Annotated in this window: 21 protein-coding genes and 1 riboswitch; all 21 genes read left to right on the forward strand. The window is 27.1% G+C overall.

What is annotated here, in order from left to right; genetic code table 4:
* A partial coding sequence (locus D9R21_RS01300) for an integrase core domain-containing protein (protein WP_206609226.1) occupies window positions 1–207 on the forward strand: 207 nt, incomplete at its 5' end.
* Window positions 208–315: 108 nt separating this feature from the next.
* Window positions 316–1026: a purine-nucleoside phosphorylase gene (gene deoD / locus D9R21_RS01305; protein ID WP_126820770.1), complete on the forward strand. Its 711-nt coding sequence runs from the start codon at window positions 316–318 to the stop codon at window positions 1024–1026.
* A gap of 20 nt (window positions 1027–1046) precedes the next feature.
* Window positions 1047–2414, forward strand: a complete 1368-nt coding sequence (gene asnS / locus D9R21_RS01310) for an asparagine--tRNA ligase (RefSeq protein ID WP_126820771.1) — start codon at window positions 1047–1049, stop codon at window positions 2412–2414.
* Window positions 2415–2542: 128 nt separating this feature from the next.
* On the forward strand, window positions 2543–2860 hold the full coding sequence (locus D9R21_RS01315) for a helix-turn-helix domain-containing protein (RefSeq protein WP_126820772.1): 318 nt from the start codon (window positions 2543–2545) through the stop codon (window positions 2858–2860).
* Window positions 2861–3022: 162 nt separating this feature from the next.
* Window positions 3023–3610 (forward strand): hypothetical protein, encoded by a 588-nt coding sequence (locus D9R21_RS01320; RefSeq protein ID WP_241568640.1) that lies wholly within the window; start codon window positions 3023–3025, stop codon window positions 3608–3610.
* A gap of 11 nt (window positions 3611–3621) precedes the next feature.
* Window positions 3622–3981 carry a hypothetical protein gene (locus D9R21_RS01325; protein ID WP_241568641.1) on the forward strand — a complete coding sequence of 120 codons (360 nt, stop codon included), beginning with the start codon at window positions 3622–3624 and terminating at the stop codon, window positions 3979–3981.
* 77 nt (window positions 3982–4058) lie between these two features.
* Entirely contained in the window at window positions 4059–4289 is a 231-nt protein-coding gene (locus D9R21_RS08085; RefSeq protein ID WP_241568642.1) for a hypothetical protein, read from the forward strand.
* A gap of 34 nt (window positions 4290–4323) precedes the next feature.
* A complete protein-coding gene (locus D9R21_RS01330; protein ID WP_241568643.1) occupies window positions 4324–4908 on the forward strand; it encodes a Pr6Pr family membrane protein in 585 nt (194 codons plus the stop codon).
* Between the two features lie 115 nt (window positions 4909–5023).
* Window positions 5024–5383, forward strand: coding sequence for a 30S ribosomal protein S16 (rpsP, locus tag D9R21_RS01335; protein WP_126820774.1), 360 nt, complete (start codon window positions 5024–5026; stop codon window positions 5381–5383).
* A 25-nt stretch (window positions 5384–5408) separates the two neighbouring features.
* Complete coding sequence (locus D9R21_RS01340) at window positions 5409–5660, forward strand: KH domain-containing protein (RefSeq protein WP_126820775.1); 252 nt, start codon at window positions 5409–5411, stop codon at window positions 5658–5660.
* Complete coding sequence (locus tag D9R21_RS01345; RefSeq protein WP_126820776.1) at window positions 5661–6152, forward strand: ribosome maturation factor RimM; 492 nt, start codon at window positions 5661–5663, stop codon at window positions 6150–6152.
* Between the two features lies 1 nt (window position 6153).
* A complete protein-coding gene (gene trmD, locus D9R21_RS01350) occupies window positions 6154–6957 on the forward strand; it encodes a tRNA (guanosine(37)-N1)-methyltransferase TrmD (protein WP_241568644.1) in 804 nt (267 codons plus the stop codon).
* Window positions 6911–7267 (forward strand): 50S ribosomal protein L19, encoded by a 357-nt coding sequence (gene rplS, locus D9R21_RS01355; RefSeq protein WP_126820777.1) that lies wholly within the window; start codon window positions 6911–6913, stop codon window positions 7265–7267. Before trmD ends, rplS begins: the two co-directional genes overlap by 47 nt.
* 66 nt (window positions 7268–7333) lie before the next feature.
* A complete protein-coding gene (locus tag D9R21_RS01360) occupies window positions 7334–8182 on the forward strand; it encodes a P-loop NTPase family protein (protein ID WP_126820778.1) in 849 nt (282 codons plus the stop codon).
* Window positions 8183–8237: 55 nt separating this feature from the next.
* Entirely contained in the window at window positions 8238–9128 is an 891-nt protein-coding gene (gene ylqF / locus D9R21_RS01365; protein ID WP_126820779.1) for a ribosome biogenesis GTPase YlqF, read from the forward strand.
* The gene (locus D9R21_RS01370) at window positions 9121–9744 is read left to right on the forward strand and encodes a ribonuclease HII (protein WP_126820780.1); all 624 of its coding nucleotides are present in this window, start codon (window positions 9121–9123) and stop codon (window positions 9742–9744) included. Before ylqF ends, D9R21_RS01370 begins: the two co-directional genes overlap by 8 nt.
* A gap of 199 nt (window positions 9745–9943) precedes the next feature.
* Complete coding sequence (locus D9R21_RS01375; RefSeq protein ID WP_255416595.1) at window positions 9944–10561, forward strand: DNA-processing protein DprA; 618 nt, start codon at window positions 9944–9946, stop codon at window positions 10559–10561.
* Between the two features lie 260 nt (window positions 10562–10821).
* Window positions 10822–10918: riboswitch (purine riboswitch) on the forward strand.
* 106 nt (window positions 10919–11024) lie between these two features.
* The gene (gene hpt, locus D9R21_RS01380) at window positions 11025–11549 is read left to right on the forward strand and encodes a hypoxanthine phosphoribosyltransferase (RefSeq protein WP_126820782.1); all 525 of its coding nucleotides are present in this window, start codon (window positions 11025–11027) and stop codon (window positions 11547–11549) included.
* A complete protein-coding gene (gene guaA / locus D9R21_RS01385) occupies window positions 11550–13088 on the forward strand; it encodes a glutamine-hydrolyzing GMP synthase (RefSeq protein WP_126820783.1) in 1539 nt (512 codons plus the stop codon).
* 252 nt (window positions 13089–13340) lie between these two features.
* Entirely contained in the window at window positions 13341–14786 is a 1446-nt protein-coding gene (locus D9R21_RS01390) for a uracil-xanthine permease family protein (protein ID WP_126820784.1), read from the forward strand.
* Window positions 14787–14954: 168 nt separating this feature from the next.
* Window positions 14955–17921, forward strand: coding sequence for a chromosome segregation protein SMC (locus D9R21_RS01395; protein ID WP_126820785.1), 2967 nt, complete (start codon window positions 14955–14957; stop codon window positions 17919–17921).
* Window positions 17922–18030: the final 109 nt, after the last annotated feature.

Consider the following 18030-nt stretch of genomic DNA (forward strand, 5'->3'; position numbering starts at 1 on the left):
ATATCTAATGGAATTAGAATTTCTATGGGTAAAAATTATCATTGTGCTGATAATATTGTTATTGAAAGTTTTCATTCTTTATTAAAAAAAGCAACAATTAATAACAATATTTACTTATCGCATGACGAATATATTAATGATGTTAAAAAATGAAATAAATGATATTCAAGCCGCAAAGAAAAGGATATAATAAATAAAAGTTTATAAACCTTTTTTACTAATACTTACTTTTTGGGGTGCACTCTATTAATGTTCCTTTTTATTTTTTATAGTACAATATAAATTAAATATAGAAAATGTTAAGAGGGAATGAAAATGACACCACATATCAATGCTAAACAAGAAGAAATTGCTGAAACAGTTTTAATGCCCGGAGATCTATTACGAGCAAAGTTTATTGCGGAAACTTTTCTCGAAAATATAAAATTAGTGAATGAAATTCGAAATATGTTTATGTACACCGGAACTTATAAAAATAAAACAATTACAATTGCTGGAAGTGGAATGGGATGTCCTAGTATTAAAATTTATTCATATGAATTATTTAAATTTTATAATGTTGATAATATTATTCGAATTGGTTCAGCAGGTAGTTATGATGCTGCACTAAAGATTTATGATATTGTTAACGCAACAGCAGCTTATGGCGAAAATAATTATGCTAGAATTGTAGCAGGAATAGAAGATGATGTTTTAAATTCTTCACAACATCTTTTTGCAACAATTGAAGAAATTGCTAAAGCAAAACAAATTAAAACTTTTCCTGGAATTGTTCATTCATCTGATGTTTTTTATCGTAAAAATGATGATGATTGAAAAAAAATTAAAGCCAAGTATAAGACAGTATGTGTTGAAATGGAAGCATTTGCTTTGTTTGCAAATGCCTTAGCATTAAAGAAAAATGCAGCAACATTATTAACAATTTCTGATTCCTTTATTACTGGTGCTGTGACAACAGCAGCTGAGCGGCAAAATAATTTTTACCAAATTGTAGAATTAGCATTAGAAAGTGCAATTAAATTATAAAAGAAAAAAGGAGAAAAAATATGACAACAGTTTTAGAGCTATACCAAGATCAAGTTAAAGATCAAAGTGAAGTTACAATTTTGGGGTGAGTTCGTTCTAATCGCAGTAGTGGTAAATTAGGTTTTTTAGTTATGAATGATGGAACAGTTTTTAATAATGTGCAAATTGTTTATAAAGCGGAGCAACTTGCTAATTTTTTAGCAATTAGTAGTTTACGAATTTCATCAGCAATTAAAGTAGTTGGAAAGTTTTGTGTAACACCATCTGCCAAACAACCATTTGAAATTCAAGCATCCGTAATTGAAATTCTTGACGAGGCAAGTGAAGATTATCCATTACAAAAAAAAGAGCATTCTTATGAATATTTACGTGAAATTGCTCATTTACGTGCAAAAACAAACACTTTTAATGCGGTGTTCCGAATTCGTAGTAGTAGTTCTTTTGCAATTCATGAATTTTTTAATAAAAACAATTTTATTTATGTTCATACACCAATCATTACCGGAAATGATGCTGAAGGTGCTGGCGAATCATTTATTTTAACAACAAGAACTGATAATAATTATAATGAAGATTTTTTTGGGAAAAAAGCTAGTTTAACTGTTTCAGGTCAACTTCATGCTGAAGGATTTGCACAATCTTTCCGAAATGTTTATACTTTTGGTCCAACATTTCGTGCTGAAAATTCTAATACAACAAGACATGCTGCTGAATTTTGAATGATTGAGCCTGAAATTGCTTTTATTGACCTGGAAGAAAATATGACATTAATTGAAAAAATGATTAAGCATATTATTATTTATTTATTTATTAACAACCATTATGAACTTGACTTTTTAAATAGTAATGTTGATGATAAATTATTGGAAAGATTAAAAAGTGTTTTAAATGATGAATTTGTTCATTTATCATATACAAAAGCAATTGAAATTTTGCAGAAAGCTGTTACAAAAGGTCAAAAATTTGAAAATCCAGATATTTTTTGAGGAATGGATTTACAAACTGAGCATGAAAGATATTTGTGTGAAATAGAAACAAAAAAACCAACCTTTTTATTTAATTATCCGAAAGAAATTAAAGCATTTTATATGAAAATTAATGATGACAATAAAACAGTTGCTGCGTGTGATTTACTAGTACCGGGAATTGGAGAATTAGTTGGTGGTAGTGTTCGTGAAAATGATTATGATAAAATTGTTAGTCGTTGTAATGAACTAAAAATTCCAACGACAGATTTACAATGATATATTGATTTACGAAAATATGGTTATTATAAAAGTGCAGGTTTTGGCTTAGGGTTTGAACGTTTTATCATGTATGTTACAGGAATGACAAATATTCGTGATGTGATTCCCTTTCCACGTACGCCGCGAAACTTATTATTTTAATTTGATGCATATAAAAATTTTATTTAATTATAAAATTTTTTTTTGTTATAATTTTAGCATTGCATAGATAGGGGGACATAAAATATTTAACTTAGTTACTTATGATAATATGAAAGGAACATATATAAATGAACGAAGTTATTAAACAATTACGAATTCATAAAGGATTAACTCAACGTGAATTAGCCAAAATGTCAGGGTTACAACAATCGACTATTTGTCGAATTGAAAAAGATTGTTCAAAAACAAGTTGAAATAAAATTTTAAAATTACTTGTTGCACTAAAATTAGATGTTAAAAAATTTATTGACAAATTATATACATACAATGAATACAAAGTATATGAATTTTTATCATTAATTATTGATAACCCCAAAATTCGTAAAGAGCTTGATCAAAATCCACGATTATTAGCATTAAAAGTATTACGAATTTTTACTAATTAAGAAAAAAGTTAGATAATTTTGTCTTATCATGCAGTTGAATTAACTATGAAAATAAAATAAATACCTAACAGGTCTTTTGTGTTTTAATAAACGGTTTAATAAAAAAATGATATAATAATGCTATATATTAATTATTAATTATAGCAATGTGAGGAATAAAAATTGATTTGAGATTATTATTTTATCTTTGATGGTAAGGGTAAAGAACAAAATTTACGATGTATTTGTAAAACAGCTACTGATGCAGAACGAGCGTTAGAAGATTGTTATTTAGATAACAAATATAATGCAGATATTATTAAAGCAATTTCATTTTGTTTAATATTTATATTTGATAGTACAACTGATAATTACGAACTAAACAAGCAAGGAACAGAAGACTTTATTAAAAAGTTACCGATTTGTCAACAATGTAATCGTGTTAAAAGCAAATTAGATCGTTATCAACTTTGTTCAGAATGTGAAAGTGAATTAGTTGGTTTGGAAACTTTTCAATGTGATTTATGTAAAAAACATCGTCTTGTTCGAGATGATTTTAATCGCGAATTATTTGGAAAATTATTAGTAAATAATAAAGAATATATAATTTGTTTTAAATGTGCTGCACAAAATTTTCAAAAGGATACAAAAACAGAAGGGATGAAAAGATATTGAATACAATTAAAAATTTATATATTGTTTTTTACACTGATAATGCTGATACTCCTAACCAAGGAAAAGTTGTTAAAGTTTTTACTGATAGTGAACTAGCGAGAAAATATTTGTTAACAAAAGTTAATTTAAATGGAAAAAAAATTAAAAAGGATAATAAATGAATTTTAAAAGTGTATCGTTATGTTGGATCTAATGATTCTTATGAATATTCAAAATGAGAAACAACTCAATTTAAAAATATGGTTGGTAATTGTATCCATTGTCATCAATATTTTTTACGAGAAAATAATGCGAATATGTGTGATAAGTGTTTAGGACAAGTGAGACAGGGCTTAAAAGAATGTGAAGTTTGTCATAATTTTTTTAATCCAGTTGGGATTAAATTTGTTTCAAATGGTGATGTTTTTCCCTCTTTAGCTTGCCAAGAATGTTCACAAATATTATTACAAAATTTAAATGTTAAATAGTTCTTTTAAGAAATAAAATTTTAGCAAAAAGATACCATCAAAATATTAAAATAATATTAATTATTAGGAGGTTTTTTATGTTAAAGTGAAATACTAAAATTTTATTTTATGTACGATTAAGTGTTTTATTTTTAATTTTATTTTTTTTAATTACTGATTTAGTGTTAGCAATAATTAGTCCACAACCTCAATTTCGTGATTTAGGATATGCAGAACGAGTATCAAATTATTATTCGTTTTTTACAACGCAAACTAATTATATTGTTGCTGTTTATTTTTTTCATTTATTTATTTGAAAACAAGTTTAAAATTCAAAGTCCTAGTTATTTAATTAAATTAGCTATGACAACATATATTACAATTACAATAGTAGTTTTTTGACTTGGAATTTTTACAAGTACACAAGATGCTAATCAATACAATGTATATGCTTGAATATCGACAATTGTTTTGCACTTAGTAATTCCAATTAGTATGATTATTAGTTATATTTTAACAGCCGGAACTTTTGAATATAATTTAAAACAACATTATAAATTAGCATTATGATTAATTTTAATTTATCCAGTTTGTTATTTTATTGTAATTTTAATTCGAGGAACATTGCGTCATTTAGATAAAAGACCACCTGATACTTGATATCCTTATTTTTTTCTTAATGTGTATCAAGAATGGGGATGAATAATTTTAACTTTTTCTTTTATTTGTATTTTAACTTTATTCATTGGTTTACAATATTTATATATTTTTTTAAATAATAAGTTACATTCTAAATATCAAGGCGAAACATTAAACAAACGGGTAAATGAAAAAATATTTGGAATTAGTGGAAAAGAAATGACATTACATAAAAAAGATGTTTTTATCCCACAATCAGTGTTAAATGTTTTTAAAAATGATTTTTCTGAAGAAGGAAAATATGATTAGCAAAAAATAAAGTGTTAAGTTAAAAAACTTGACTCTTTTTTAATTTCAGGTATTATATAAAGAATGTTAATTTTTATAGTTTAACATGAACGCAGAATTAGAAAGGAAATTATTAATGGTAAAATTACGTTTAAAAAGAATAGGTAAAAAGAAAGCAGCATTCTACCGAATTGTTGCAACAGATGCTCGTGTCAAACGTGATGGAGAATATATTGAGTTAATTGGAACATATAATCCTATTAATGGCGATGTAAAAATTAATCATGATCTTGCTTACAAATGATTATTAACAGGAGCACAACCAACTGATACTGTTCGTAATTTGTTAAGTAAAGAAGACTTAATGACTAAATTGCATAATGAAAAATATGCTGCTAAAACAACAAAGAGTACAAAAGAAAAGGCAGCAACAGATAAAAAAGCAAAGGTAACAAAGAAACCGAAGGCAAAGACAACAACAGATGCCAAAAAATAGTTGTAATTAAGTGTGGTGTTAATTAATGTATATTACTGAACTTAAAAATTTAATTAATCCGTTAATTTGTCAGGATGATAATGAATTATATTATGAAATTCGTCAAATGCCATCAACAAATGTAGGAGAAATTAATTTATTAGTAATGTGTAATGAAGAAGTGTTAGGATATGTTGTTGGTAAAGCAGGAATAATTGCTAATAGCTTAAGAACTTTATTAAATATTAGAGCACATGTTGATCAAAATAAAGTTAATATTAAGTTTGAGGTTTTATAGATGGAAACTTTGTTAAAAATTTTTAAACTTAAAAAGCCCCATGCAATTAAAGGTGAACTTAAAGCAACTTTATTAATAAACATTAAAAATATAAATAAATTGCTTAATAAATTAATGTTTATTCAAGTTCAAATGATGTATACGCCAGTAACATTAATTAAAATTACTGCTACTAAGCAAGATTATATTTTAAAGTTTAAAGAGTTTACTAATATTAATGAGGTAATAGCTTTTAAAGAATGCTATTTATTTGCTCAAAAAGCAGATTTGAATTATACAGAAGTTATTAATCAGGAAAATTTAATTAATTTTACAGTCTTTCATAATCAAAAAAAAATTGGGATTTTAGTAAATCAATTTGAAACTAAGGCACATCTTGTTTTTGAAATTAAAACAACAGATGGTACATTAATGATGATTCCAAATGTTGATGCATATGTTGAACAAGTTGATCTGCAACAACAAGAAATTATTTTAAAAAAGGTGATTTAAAATGAAAAAGTTTACAGTATTAACTTTATTTCCAGAAATGTTCAATAATTTTATGACAACATCAATTATTAAAAAAGCACTTTATGAAAAATTAATTGCAATTAAAATTGTTGATATTCGTGATTATAGCATTGGCAAACATCATCAAGTTGATGATTACCAATATGGTGGTGGTGAAGGAATGGTTTTAATGATTGAACCATTAGTAGCAGCGATTAAAGCTCACCAAACAAAAGACAGTGTAACAATTTTGTTAACACCACAAGGTAAGCAATATGTGCAAGAACAAGTGCAACAATTTGCAGCAAATGATAATGATTTAATTTTAGTTTGTGGGCATTATGAAGGCTTTGATGAAAGAATTTTATATTATATTGATTATGAATTATCAATTGGTGATTATATTTTAACTGGCGGTGAATTAGCTAGTATGGTTGTAATTGATAGTGTTACTCGTTTATGTGAAAATGTAATTAATACACAATCACATCTCAATGATTCTTTTTCTAACAATCTATTAGATTATCCTGTTTATACAAAACCAGTTGAATATGATGGCCATTATGTTCCTGAAGTTTTATTAAGTGGTCATCATCAGAAAATTGCCCAATTACGAGAATATGAAGCATTAAAAAAAACTTGATTAAAACGTCCCGACCTTTTAGAAAAAAAAATTTTAACCACAGAACAACAAATATTATTAGAAAAAATTAAAAACGAAAAAGGGTTTAACGACCGTAGAAAGGAAAAAAACAGTTATGAAGATGAATTTAACAGAAGAAATTACAAAAGATCAACTTCGTAGTGATTTGCCACAATTTTCTTCAGGAGATATAATTAAAGTACATTATAAAATCCAGGAAGGAAATAAGTTTAGAATTCAAGCTTTTGAAGGAGTAGTAATTAAGTTACAAGGTAGCGGAATTGCAGAATCAGTTACAATTCGTAAAATTAGTAATGGAGCTGGCGTTGAAAGAAAATTCCCTTTACATTCGCCATTAATTGATAAGATTGAAATTGTAAAATATGGACGAGTTCGTCGTGCTAGAATTTATTACATGCGTAATCGAACTGGTAAAGCTGCTCGAATTAAAGAGATTATTAAAACAAAATAACCCTAAAAGACTGATAAAGTCTTTTTAATTTGTATTAAAATAATAACACAAGGAGGAAACACAATTATGTGTGATAAGAAATTTTCAATTCCCAAAGAATTTATTAAAAATAATAAGAGGGTTTATAAACTTGCTGAAACAGCTGATGTTATTATTGAAGTAGTTGATGCAAGAATTGCACATTCTGGTGCTAATCTTTTAAATTATGCGAAATTAAATGATGTGAAAAGAATAATTTTATTTTCAAACACACAAAAAGCTGATGTTGAGCAAACAAAAAAATGAATGAAATATTATCATAGCCAAGAAATTTATTGTCAAATGTTATTATTTCATGAAGAGCAAACTAGTAAAGAATATCAGCGGTGTTTAGCTAATTTTAAGAAACTTTTAAAAAAGTATGCTAATAAGAAAATATTAATTATTAGTTTACCAGATAGTAATAAAGAACTTTTATTAGAAAAAATATTTGATAATAATGAAACATTTGAAAAAGGAAGAGGAATATTTTTTACCCGTGAAAAAATTTATCGTTATAATAATGTTGAATTTATTGACACAGTACCAACTACAGGGATTAATTTTTCTCAACCAGATGTTTATTGAAATACACAAATTTTAGGAGTTTTTAAAATAGAGGATAATACAGAAATAGTAGCAATTAAAGCATTCCAATTGTTATTAACAAAATATCAAAAAAAATTAGAAACAGCATATAGTGTTCGAATTCAACCAAAATCATCAGTAAAACAAATTGTTAAAGAATTTATTAAATTAATGACAACAAATTTATCTTTACCTGATAGTGAAACAACCGATAATTTACTTCTATGTGCTAAATTTTTAGAAGATATTAAAAAAGGGAAGAAAATTCCCGCAATTTCATTGGAATGAGTTGAAGATTATGTTAAATAATTTTTATTTAAAATGATAAAAATTATTAAAAAAAGATTAAAAGGAGGAAAATAAAATGACAACAAATATTCATTGGTTTCCTGGCCATATGGCAAGGGCAATTAAACAAATTGATGAGCAAAGTAAATTAATTGATTTAGTAATTGAAATTGTTGATAGTCGAATTCCGTTTTCCTCTTCAAATCCATTGGTTGATAACTTACGTGGTTTAAAACCAAAGTTAATTATTTTAAATAAAAAAGATTTAGCGGACCCAGTTGCCATCAAGGCATGACTTGAATATTACCAATCGCAACAGATTGCTGTTTTACCATTGGATAGTAAGCATGGCAATATTACAAAATTAATTATTGAAAAAATTTATTTTGTTTTAGTTGGTAAAATTGAACGTGATCAAAATAGAGGAATTAAATCACCAAAACTAAAAGTAATGGTAATTGGTATTCCTAATGTTGGAAAATCTACTTTTATTAATGCTTTAATAAAACGAAATTCAACTCGAGTTGGCAATAAACCAGGTGTAACAAAAGGCCAACAATGATTAAAATTAAATCATCAAATTGATTTAGTTGATACTCCGGGAATTTTATGGCCTAAAATTAATGACCCACAAGTAGCAATGAATTTAGCTTTTACACGGTCAATCAAAGAAGATATTTTACCAAAAGAAGAAATTTGCTTAGCTGCAATAAAATGAATGCATAAATATTATTTTTCTTTGTTAGCGAAGCAATATCATCTTTTACCAAGTGATAATTTTTATGTAACAGATGAACAAAAACTTTTTGAATTATTATTAGTAATGCAACAAAATCGTTTTCATAAAGTTGATGAAGATAATGTTAATAATATTGTTACTGATTTTTTAAATAATTTATGAAATAATAAGTTTGGTTTAATGTCTTTTGAGTTTCCACCTGGAAGAGGAACAATTAATCATGAATAAATTTGAACAAGAGATTTTAATGTCATATCCTAATACAACAATTATGGCAGGAACTGATGAAGCTGGCCGTGGGTGTTTAGCAGGTCCTTTAGTTGTTAGCGCTGTTATTTTACCGCTAAATTATGTTAACGATGAAATTAAGGATAGTAAAAAATTAACAGTAAAGCAACGAAATAAATTAGCAGATGAAATTATGTCTATTGCAATTATTTATACGATTGAGATTATTTCTGTTGCAATGGTTGAAACTTTGAATCCCAAGCAAGCAAGTATTATTGGTATGCAACAAGCAATTGATAATTTAATGGTTAAACCAGATATAATTTTAACTGATGCAGAAAAGTTAGGACCATCTTATCATCACCAAGCAATTATTAAAGGAGATAGTCTTTCACAATCAATTGCGGCAGCTTCAATTTTAGCAAAAGTAACAAGAGATAATTTAATGCTCAAATTTGATCAAGATTATCCACAATATGATTTTAAAAATAATAAGGGGTACGGAACCAAAAAACATTTATTAGCATTACAAGAATTTGGAATTACATCATTGCATCGGAAAACTTATCGCCCTGTTCGTGAAGCTATGTTAAAAAATAATGTTAATTATAAATAAAAATAACAAAAGTAAAACTATTAATGTTATATTTCTTATATTAAGAAAATTATAATTATTAAATAGAAAGGAATTAATATGCGTCAAGTTTTACTTTTTTTTTGCTTTAAAATATGATGGGGACTGACTTAAAATTTATCAAGCCTTAGAAACAAAAGAAAAAATTGCTTATGAAGATTTAATTAATATTGAAACTAAAATAACCTGTCGTTATGTTACTATTATTGATTGTGAATATCCAAAATCATTATGCAATATTTATCGACCTCCCTTTGTTTTATTTTATGTTGGTGACTTGGCTGTTTTAAATGGTCAAAAACATAAATTAGCAATTTGTGGAACAACAGCACCAAATAAAAGAGGACTAATGACAACTAAGATGTTAACAAAGAAAATATTAAAGCGAAAAATAACTTTAATTGTTACCTCAGAACCAGGCGTTAATGAATGTGTGGTTAAAAATCTTGGTAATGGAAGTAGTATTTTAATTCTTAAAAATTTAAATGATTATGAAAAAATGATAAAACAATATCCTAATACAAAATTTCAAATCATTATTGCTGAAGCATACCAAAATAATGTTAATAAAAGTCAGTATGAACTTTATCGGATTATGTCAGGATTTATGGATGGTGTTATCATTGTTCAATCAACTTTAGATGATGAAACACATCGAATTGTGTCATTGGCTAAACATGATGAGAAAGAAGTTTTTTGTTTTCCAGCTCAAATTACTGTTGCTAATAAAAACAATGGTTTAATTAAAGACGGAGCGCAATTAGTAGAAAATGTTGATGACATTTGTGGGAAATTATAATTTTGTAAAGGAACATAGATTAATTTATGTAATTATGTTAACGAATAAAAAAAATACAAATGAGAATTCATTTTTAACAAAAGTGTATAATGTATATACCATATACATTTTTTATTTATGCAAATTATTTTAAACTCTTTTCACATAAAAATAATTCTATGAGATGCTGATTAAAATTTATAATTATTTAATTAAATTACCTAATTAAAGTTTTATAAATTATCTTGCATTAATTTTAAGAATAAGTTATAGTTAACGTGTGATAAAAAGATAAAATGCTGATATATGTTAGTATTATGGACTAATGTTTCTACATCTTACCGTCATTAAGATACTATAGAGCATAATTTTTTTTGTTTTATTTTCGTAAATTTAACAAAAATAATTTGCATAACCTATTTCGCACATTAGCAATGATAGTTTATGCTTTTATTTTTTTATTTTGTAAAGGAGAATAACAATTGTGCAAATAGACAAATTAGAATTATATCTACCAGAGGATAAAATTCAAAATAAAATTAAGGATTATGCGGAAAAATTAAATAAATTATACGAAGGCAAAACATTATATTGTATTGGTTTACTAAATGGAGCATTATTTTTTATGAGTGATTTGTTAAAACAACTTAAAATTCAAATTGTGATTGATACAATGAGTATTTCAAGTTACATTGGAACTCAGTCAACAAATAAACTTACTATTCATAAGGATATTTTAAAAGATATTACTGGACAAGATGTTTTATTAATTGAAGATTTGATTGATACTGGTAAAACTTTATCGGCTGTCATTGAACAAATTCAAGCAAAAAAACCAAATAGTTTACAAGTAGTTTGCTTAGCAGATAAAATTGCTATGCATCCAAATTTTAATTATCCCTATTATGCACTATTTATTGTTCCAAATGAGTTTATTGTTGGTTATGGTTTTGATTATAATGACCAATTTCGACAATTACCAAATGTATACATATGGAGAGGTGAATAAATGAAAACAACAAATAAAATTATTATTTTAGATTTTGGGTCACAATACACTCAATTAATTGCCCGTCGGATCCGTGACTTAGAAGTATATTGTGAAGTATGACCATATAATACAGCATTAGAAAAAATTAAAACAACACCAATGAAAGGAATTATTTTATCAGGTGGGCCTGCTTCTGTTTATGCAGAAGATGCATTTTTAATTGATAAACAATTGTTTGAATTAAAAGTTCCTGTTTTAGGAATTTGTTATGGAATGCAATTAATAAGTCATTTACATGAAGGGACAGTACAACGAGCAACAAAACAAGAATTTGGTTTTTCAGAATTAATTATTGATAATCAAGAAGATTTATTTGCGAACATCCCTGTTAAATCACAAGTGTGAATGAGTCATGCTGATCATATTGAAGGCATGCCAACAAATTTTATTCAAATTGCTCATAGTGAAAATTCAATTAGTGCAATTAAACATTCAGAAAAGAAAATTTATGGTTTACAATTTCATCCAGAAGTAACCCACACTTTAATTGGCCAACAATTATTAAGCAATTTTGTTTTTAACATTTGTGGTTGTGAGCCAAAATGAAAAATTACAGAGTTTATTTCAGCAGCAACAACTGAGATTAAGAATAAAGTTGGAACTGATAATGTTGTTTTAGCATTATCAGGTGGTGTTGATTCTAGTGTTTGTGCAGTTTTATTACATAAAGCAATTGGAAAACAATTAACATGTATTTTTGTTGACACCGGATTATTACGCCAAGATAGTGGATGAAATGATTTACAAAAATTTCAAGAAAAATTTAAATTAAATATTATTAAAATTAATGCGCAAGAAAGATTTTTAACTGCTTTAAAGGGATTTACTAATCCAGAAGAAAAGCGAAAAATTATTGGGAATTTATTTATTGAAATTTTTAATGAAGAAGCAATAAAAATTCAAAATGTTAAATGATTAGGACAAGGAACAATTTATCCAGATGTGATTGAATCTGTCTCAGTGAAGGGACCATCTGCCACAATTAAATCGCATCATAATGTTGGGGGATTACCAAAGGATTTACCATTTCAATTAATTGAACCATTACGTGAATTATTTAAAGATGAAGTTCGCCGAACTGGTGAAGCATTGGGCATTGATTCTAAATTTGTGTATAAGCATCCGTTTCCAGGACCAGGTTTAGCAGTCCGAATTATTGGTGAAATTACCGCAGAAAAAGTAGCTTTATTACAAGCAGCTGATCAAATTTTTATTGATGAATTATATCAGGCAAATTTATATGATCAAGTTGCACAAGCATTTGTTGTTTTATTACCTGTTCATTCAGTTGGTGTAATGGGCGATGTACGAACATATTGATATACTGCTGTTGTACGCAGTGTTGATACAACTGATTTTATGACAGCAAATTGAAGTCGGCTGCCATTTGAATTATTGAAAAAAGTATCAGCTCGAATTGTAAGTGAAGTTCATGGAATTAATCGAATTACTTATGATATTACATCAAAACCACCAGGAACAATTGAGTGGGAATAAAAAAATATTAATAATTATTTACATTAATATTAAAAAATGTTATCATTATTTGCAGGAATGTTGAGGTACAAAATGCAAATTGGTTTGATGAAAGAATTTGAAGTTTTTTTACAAAAAAAGAAGATTCTTTTTGATATCTTTAATATTCTACAAAATAAAACAATAATTAATGTTAATAATGCAATTTACTAGTTAGTAAAAATTTACAAATTAGTTTTTTTATGCAATTTTAAAAAAGAAGGAGAAAAAATAATGGAAAAAGAACAAACTACTTTAATTGAAAATAATATTAAATTATTATTAGGTCCGCATGATCGCCCAAAAAGATTTTTGCAATGGTCAATTTTATCATTACAGCATGTTTTTGCTATGTTTGGTTCAACGGTGTTAGTACCATTAATTATTAATCAAACAGCTGGAGTTGAAGTTATGAACATTGCAATGGCCTTGTTTTGTTCAGGGGTTGGAACATTAATTTATATTGCAATTACCGCTGCAAAAGTACCAATGTATTTGGGAAGTTCGTTTGCATATATGGGAGCAATGGGGGTGTGTTACCCTTTATATGGCAATGCGGTTTTTATTGCCGTAATGATGCTTGGTGTTATTTATATCACTTTTGGAGTATTAGTATATTTTATTGGTAATAAATTTTTAGAACGAATTTTACCAGCAGTAATTGTTGGACCATTAATTATTATTATTGGAATGTCTGTTGCCCCAAGTGCAATTAATAATGCTGGTTTTAATCCAACTGCTTGAAAGCAACCTTATTCACATTGGATTGGGATTGGAATTGCTATTTTTACCTTTTTAGTAACAGCAATTATCGCTTTGAAATGTAAAGGATTTGCTAAGGTAGTTCCAGTCATTATTGGTGTTGTCGCAGGATATTTATTATGTGTAATTCTTCATTTCGCAATTGGAACAGAATATCAAATTTTAGATACATCAAAAATTACTGACCCAAGTCAATGACAATGATATCCATCGTTTAAAAAAATTTGAGATTTAAAAGCAAGTAATATTGGGCCAGCTATTTTAGCAATTAGTCCCTTGGCAATTATTGCGATTGCTGAACATATTGGTGATCATATTAGTATGGGGCAAATGACAGGAAAAAATTTTGTTAAAGACCCTGGAATGCATCGGACATTAGTTGCTGATGGAGTTTCAATTATTTTTGATGGTTTAGTTGGTGGACCAGCAAATACAACATATGGTGAAAATGCTTCAGTAGTTGGGATGACACGAATTGCTTCGGTATGAGTAACAGGATTGGCTGCCTTGTTTGCAATTGGATTATCATTTATTGCTCCAGTGAATCAATTAGTACAAATGTTGCCAGCACCAGTAATGGGCGGGATTAGTATGATTATGTTTGGTTTGATTGCTACAAACGGAATTCGAGTGTTAATTAATAATCAAATTGATTATACAAATATGAAAAATGTTTTTGTAACAGCAATTATGTTAGTGTTAGGCTTAGGAGGGGCGGTTTTTAATTTTAATTTAGGGACTGGTAATTTACAATTTACAGGTGTTGCACTAGCAGCATTTGCTGGAATTTTCTTAAATTTATTGTTACCATATCATCAAAATAATGGTTTTCAATGATGAGAAAAATTAAAGTTATTTTTTAAAACACAAAAAGAACAAAAAAGAGTAAAAAAAGAGAAAAAAAATAAGAAAAAGTAAGTACTTATAAATGAGAATAAAATAAGAATAAATTTTACTCTCATTTTTCATTAGGAAACTTTATTTTGATGTTTTTATTAATTTTAGTTGCAAATAATAAACTTTTATAGAATAATTATTAAAGAATAAATTGGTTGTTAATTTTTAGATTTAAGGAAGTGATGAGTAGTGTTATTTTTAAAAAAATTAGAGGCATTTGGTTTTAAATCATTTGCTGATTCATTAACAGTCAATTTTGATCATGAAATGATAGGAATTGTAGGACCAAATGGGAGCGGGAAATCAAATATTAATGATGCAATTCGTTGATGCTTAGGTGAACAATCAATTAAATCACTTCGTGGGAATAATAGTGAAGATGTTATTTTTAATGGGTCAGAAACAAAACCAGCATTAAATATGGCAGAAGTTAAACTAATTTTTGATAATACAAACCGGATTTTTGCAATGGACTATGATGAAATCGAAATTATTCGTCGTGTTTTTCGAGGAACTGGTGAAAATGAATATTTTATTAATAAACAACGAGTTCGTTTAAAAGACATTCAGGATTTTGCAATGGATAGTGGTTTAACAAAGTCATCATTAGCAATTATTTCACAAGGAAATATTAATGCTTTTGCAGAAGCAAAGCCATTAGAACGACGTTCTTTATTTGAAGAAGCTGCTGGGGTTGCAAAATATAAACGCCGTAAATTAGAAGCTTTAAAAAAATTGGAACGTTCAAATGAGAATTTAGCACGTTTAAAAGATATTTTAAATGAAATTGAACGTAAATTACCAAGTTTGAAACGACAAAGTGAAAAAGCAATCAAATATACAACATTAAAAGATAAATTAAATCAAATTGAATTAGCTGTTTTAGTAAAAGATATTACTTTTTTTAATGACAAATTATTAGAATTACGTTCACAGCAGAAAAAAATTATTAGTACAAAACAAGATGCTGATCGAGAATTAAAAAATAAAGAAATTGAATATAATGAATTAAACAAAGAAAACTTTAATTTGGATAGTAAAATTAATGTTTTAACTAAAGAATTTCAAAGTTTAGTTTCAGAAATTAGTGATTTAAAAGTACATAAAATTAAATTAGATAATAAAGAAGCAGCTTTAAAAATGTCTAATAATGATATTACTATTACTAATATGGTTAATGATTATAATGAATTAACTGTTAACTTACAAAATGAACGTGAAAAATTGACAATATTAGAAACACAACAACAAGAATATCGTGCTCAACGTGAAGCTTTTAATACAAAGCAAGCTGGGTTAAATGAGCAATTAGGAGCAATTAATAAAACAATTATTCGTTTAGAAAGTGAATTAGAACGTGCACAACATAATTTTGAAAATCAGGATAATTTACATGAAGGTGTTAAAAATATTATTAATAATAAAAATGTTTTGCCTGGAATTATGGGATTAGTTCAAGATATTATTAATGTTGATGAAAAATATGAGCAAGCAATTGTGACTGCTTTAAGTGGGCGTTTACAAGATATTTTAGTTAAAAATGTTGATAGTGCAAAACGAGCAATTTCATATTTAAAACAAAACCGTGCTGGACGAGCAACATTTATTCCGTTAGATGTAATATCGCCACGTTATCTTAACAGTGATGAAGAATTTGTAATTAAATCAGTGCGAGGATATTTAGGCTTAGGAAATAATTTAGTTAAAGTAAAAAAAGAATTTCGAATTGCAGTTGATTATTTACTAAGTCGTTATTTGATTTGTAATGATTTTGATAGTGCACAAGAAATTGGAAAGTTAACAAAATATCGTTATAATATTGTTACATTAGATGGCGAAATTGTTCGCCCGCAAGGAGCTGTTACAGGGGGTTCTCGACGAACACAGATGACCATTGTTAATCCAGAAAAAGAATTAAGAATTCTTAATGAAAAATTAGCAATGCAAACTGAAGAATATCATCATATTTTAAAACAATTAAATATGCTTCGACGACAATTAGATGAAATTAATGAAGTTATTGCTGAAAATCAAGCTTCAATTGGGGCAGGGAAACGACAAATTGAAATTATTATGTATGACCAAACAAAGTTGCAAAATGAATATCAGTTACTAACATCAAAAAATATTAATGAAACAAAAATAGTCGAAAATGAAGCAGTGCTTAATATTACGGATCAAATTAAACAAAAAGAACTTTTAAAAACAAAAATTGAACAACAATTAAATGTTGCCCGTAGTTTAAAAGATAAGCAGTCATTAGTAATCAATGAGCTTAATAATCAAATTGGAGAAAAACGATATTATATTTCAGCTTTGCAAGAACAAATTAGCAAAATGAATACTGATTTATCGATTATTAATGTTAAAATTCAGCAAAATCTAACAAGACTAACAGAAGAATATCAAATGACATATGACCATGCTAAGACATTGGAATTAAAGGTAATTGATAATGAAGATTTAATTCGTGATGAAATTAAACAGTTACGAAGTGACTTATCTCAAATTGGTAATGTTAATTTAGAAGCAATTGAAGAATATAAAGAGGAAAATGCTCGTTTTCAATTTATGAATAATGAATATAACGATGCAAATGATTCGGTTAAAAACTTGTTAAAGTCAATTGATGAAATGGATAGTATTATGAAAGAACAGTTTGATAAAACAATTAAAGAAGTAAATGAGAATTTACCATCAACTTTTGAAGTATTATTTGGGGGTGGTTCAGCAAGAATTATTTATACTGAACCAGAAAATTTATTAGAAACAGGAGTTGATATTAAAGTATCACCACCAGGGAAAAATATTACTAATTTAAATTTATTATCTGGAGGAGAAAAATCATTGGTTGCTTTATCAGTTCTTTTTGCGATTTTAAAAGTCCGACCAATTCCATTAGTAATTTTAGATGAAGCAGAAGCACCATTAGACCCAGCAAATGTTGAGCGATTTGCTAAGTATATTCGTAGTTTTGTTGATACCACTCAATTTATTGTTGTTACCCATCGCGTTGGAACAATGGAACATTGTGATGTATTATATGGGGCAACAATGCAACAAAAAGGAGTTACAAAAATTGTTGGAATTAAATTACAACAAGCTGCTGAAATGATTAAAGAATTTGACAATAAACTTGAAAATAAAAAAGCATAAATTATTTATGTACAATGTTTCTTTTAACTGAGAATATGAAATAAAAAACCTTTCTAGGTTATTATTAAATATATAAAGTTAGGAGAAACATTTTTTATATGGCAAAGGG

The organism is Spiroplasma endosymbiont of Megaselia nigra, from assembly GCF_003987485.1.
GTDB lineage: Bacteria > Bacillota_I > Bacilli_A > Mycoplasmatales > Mycoplasmataceae > Spiroplasma.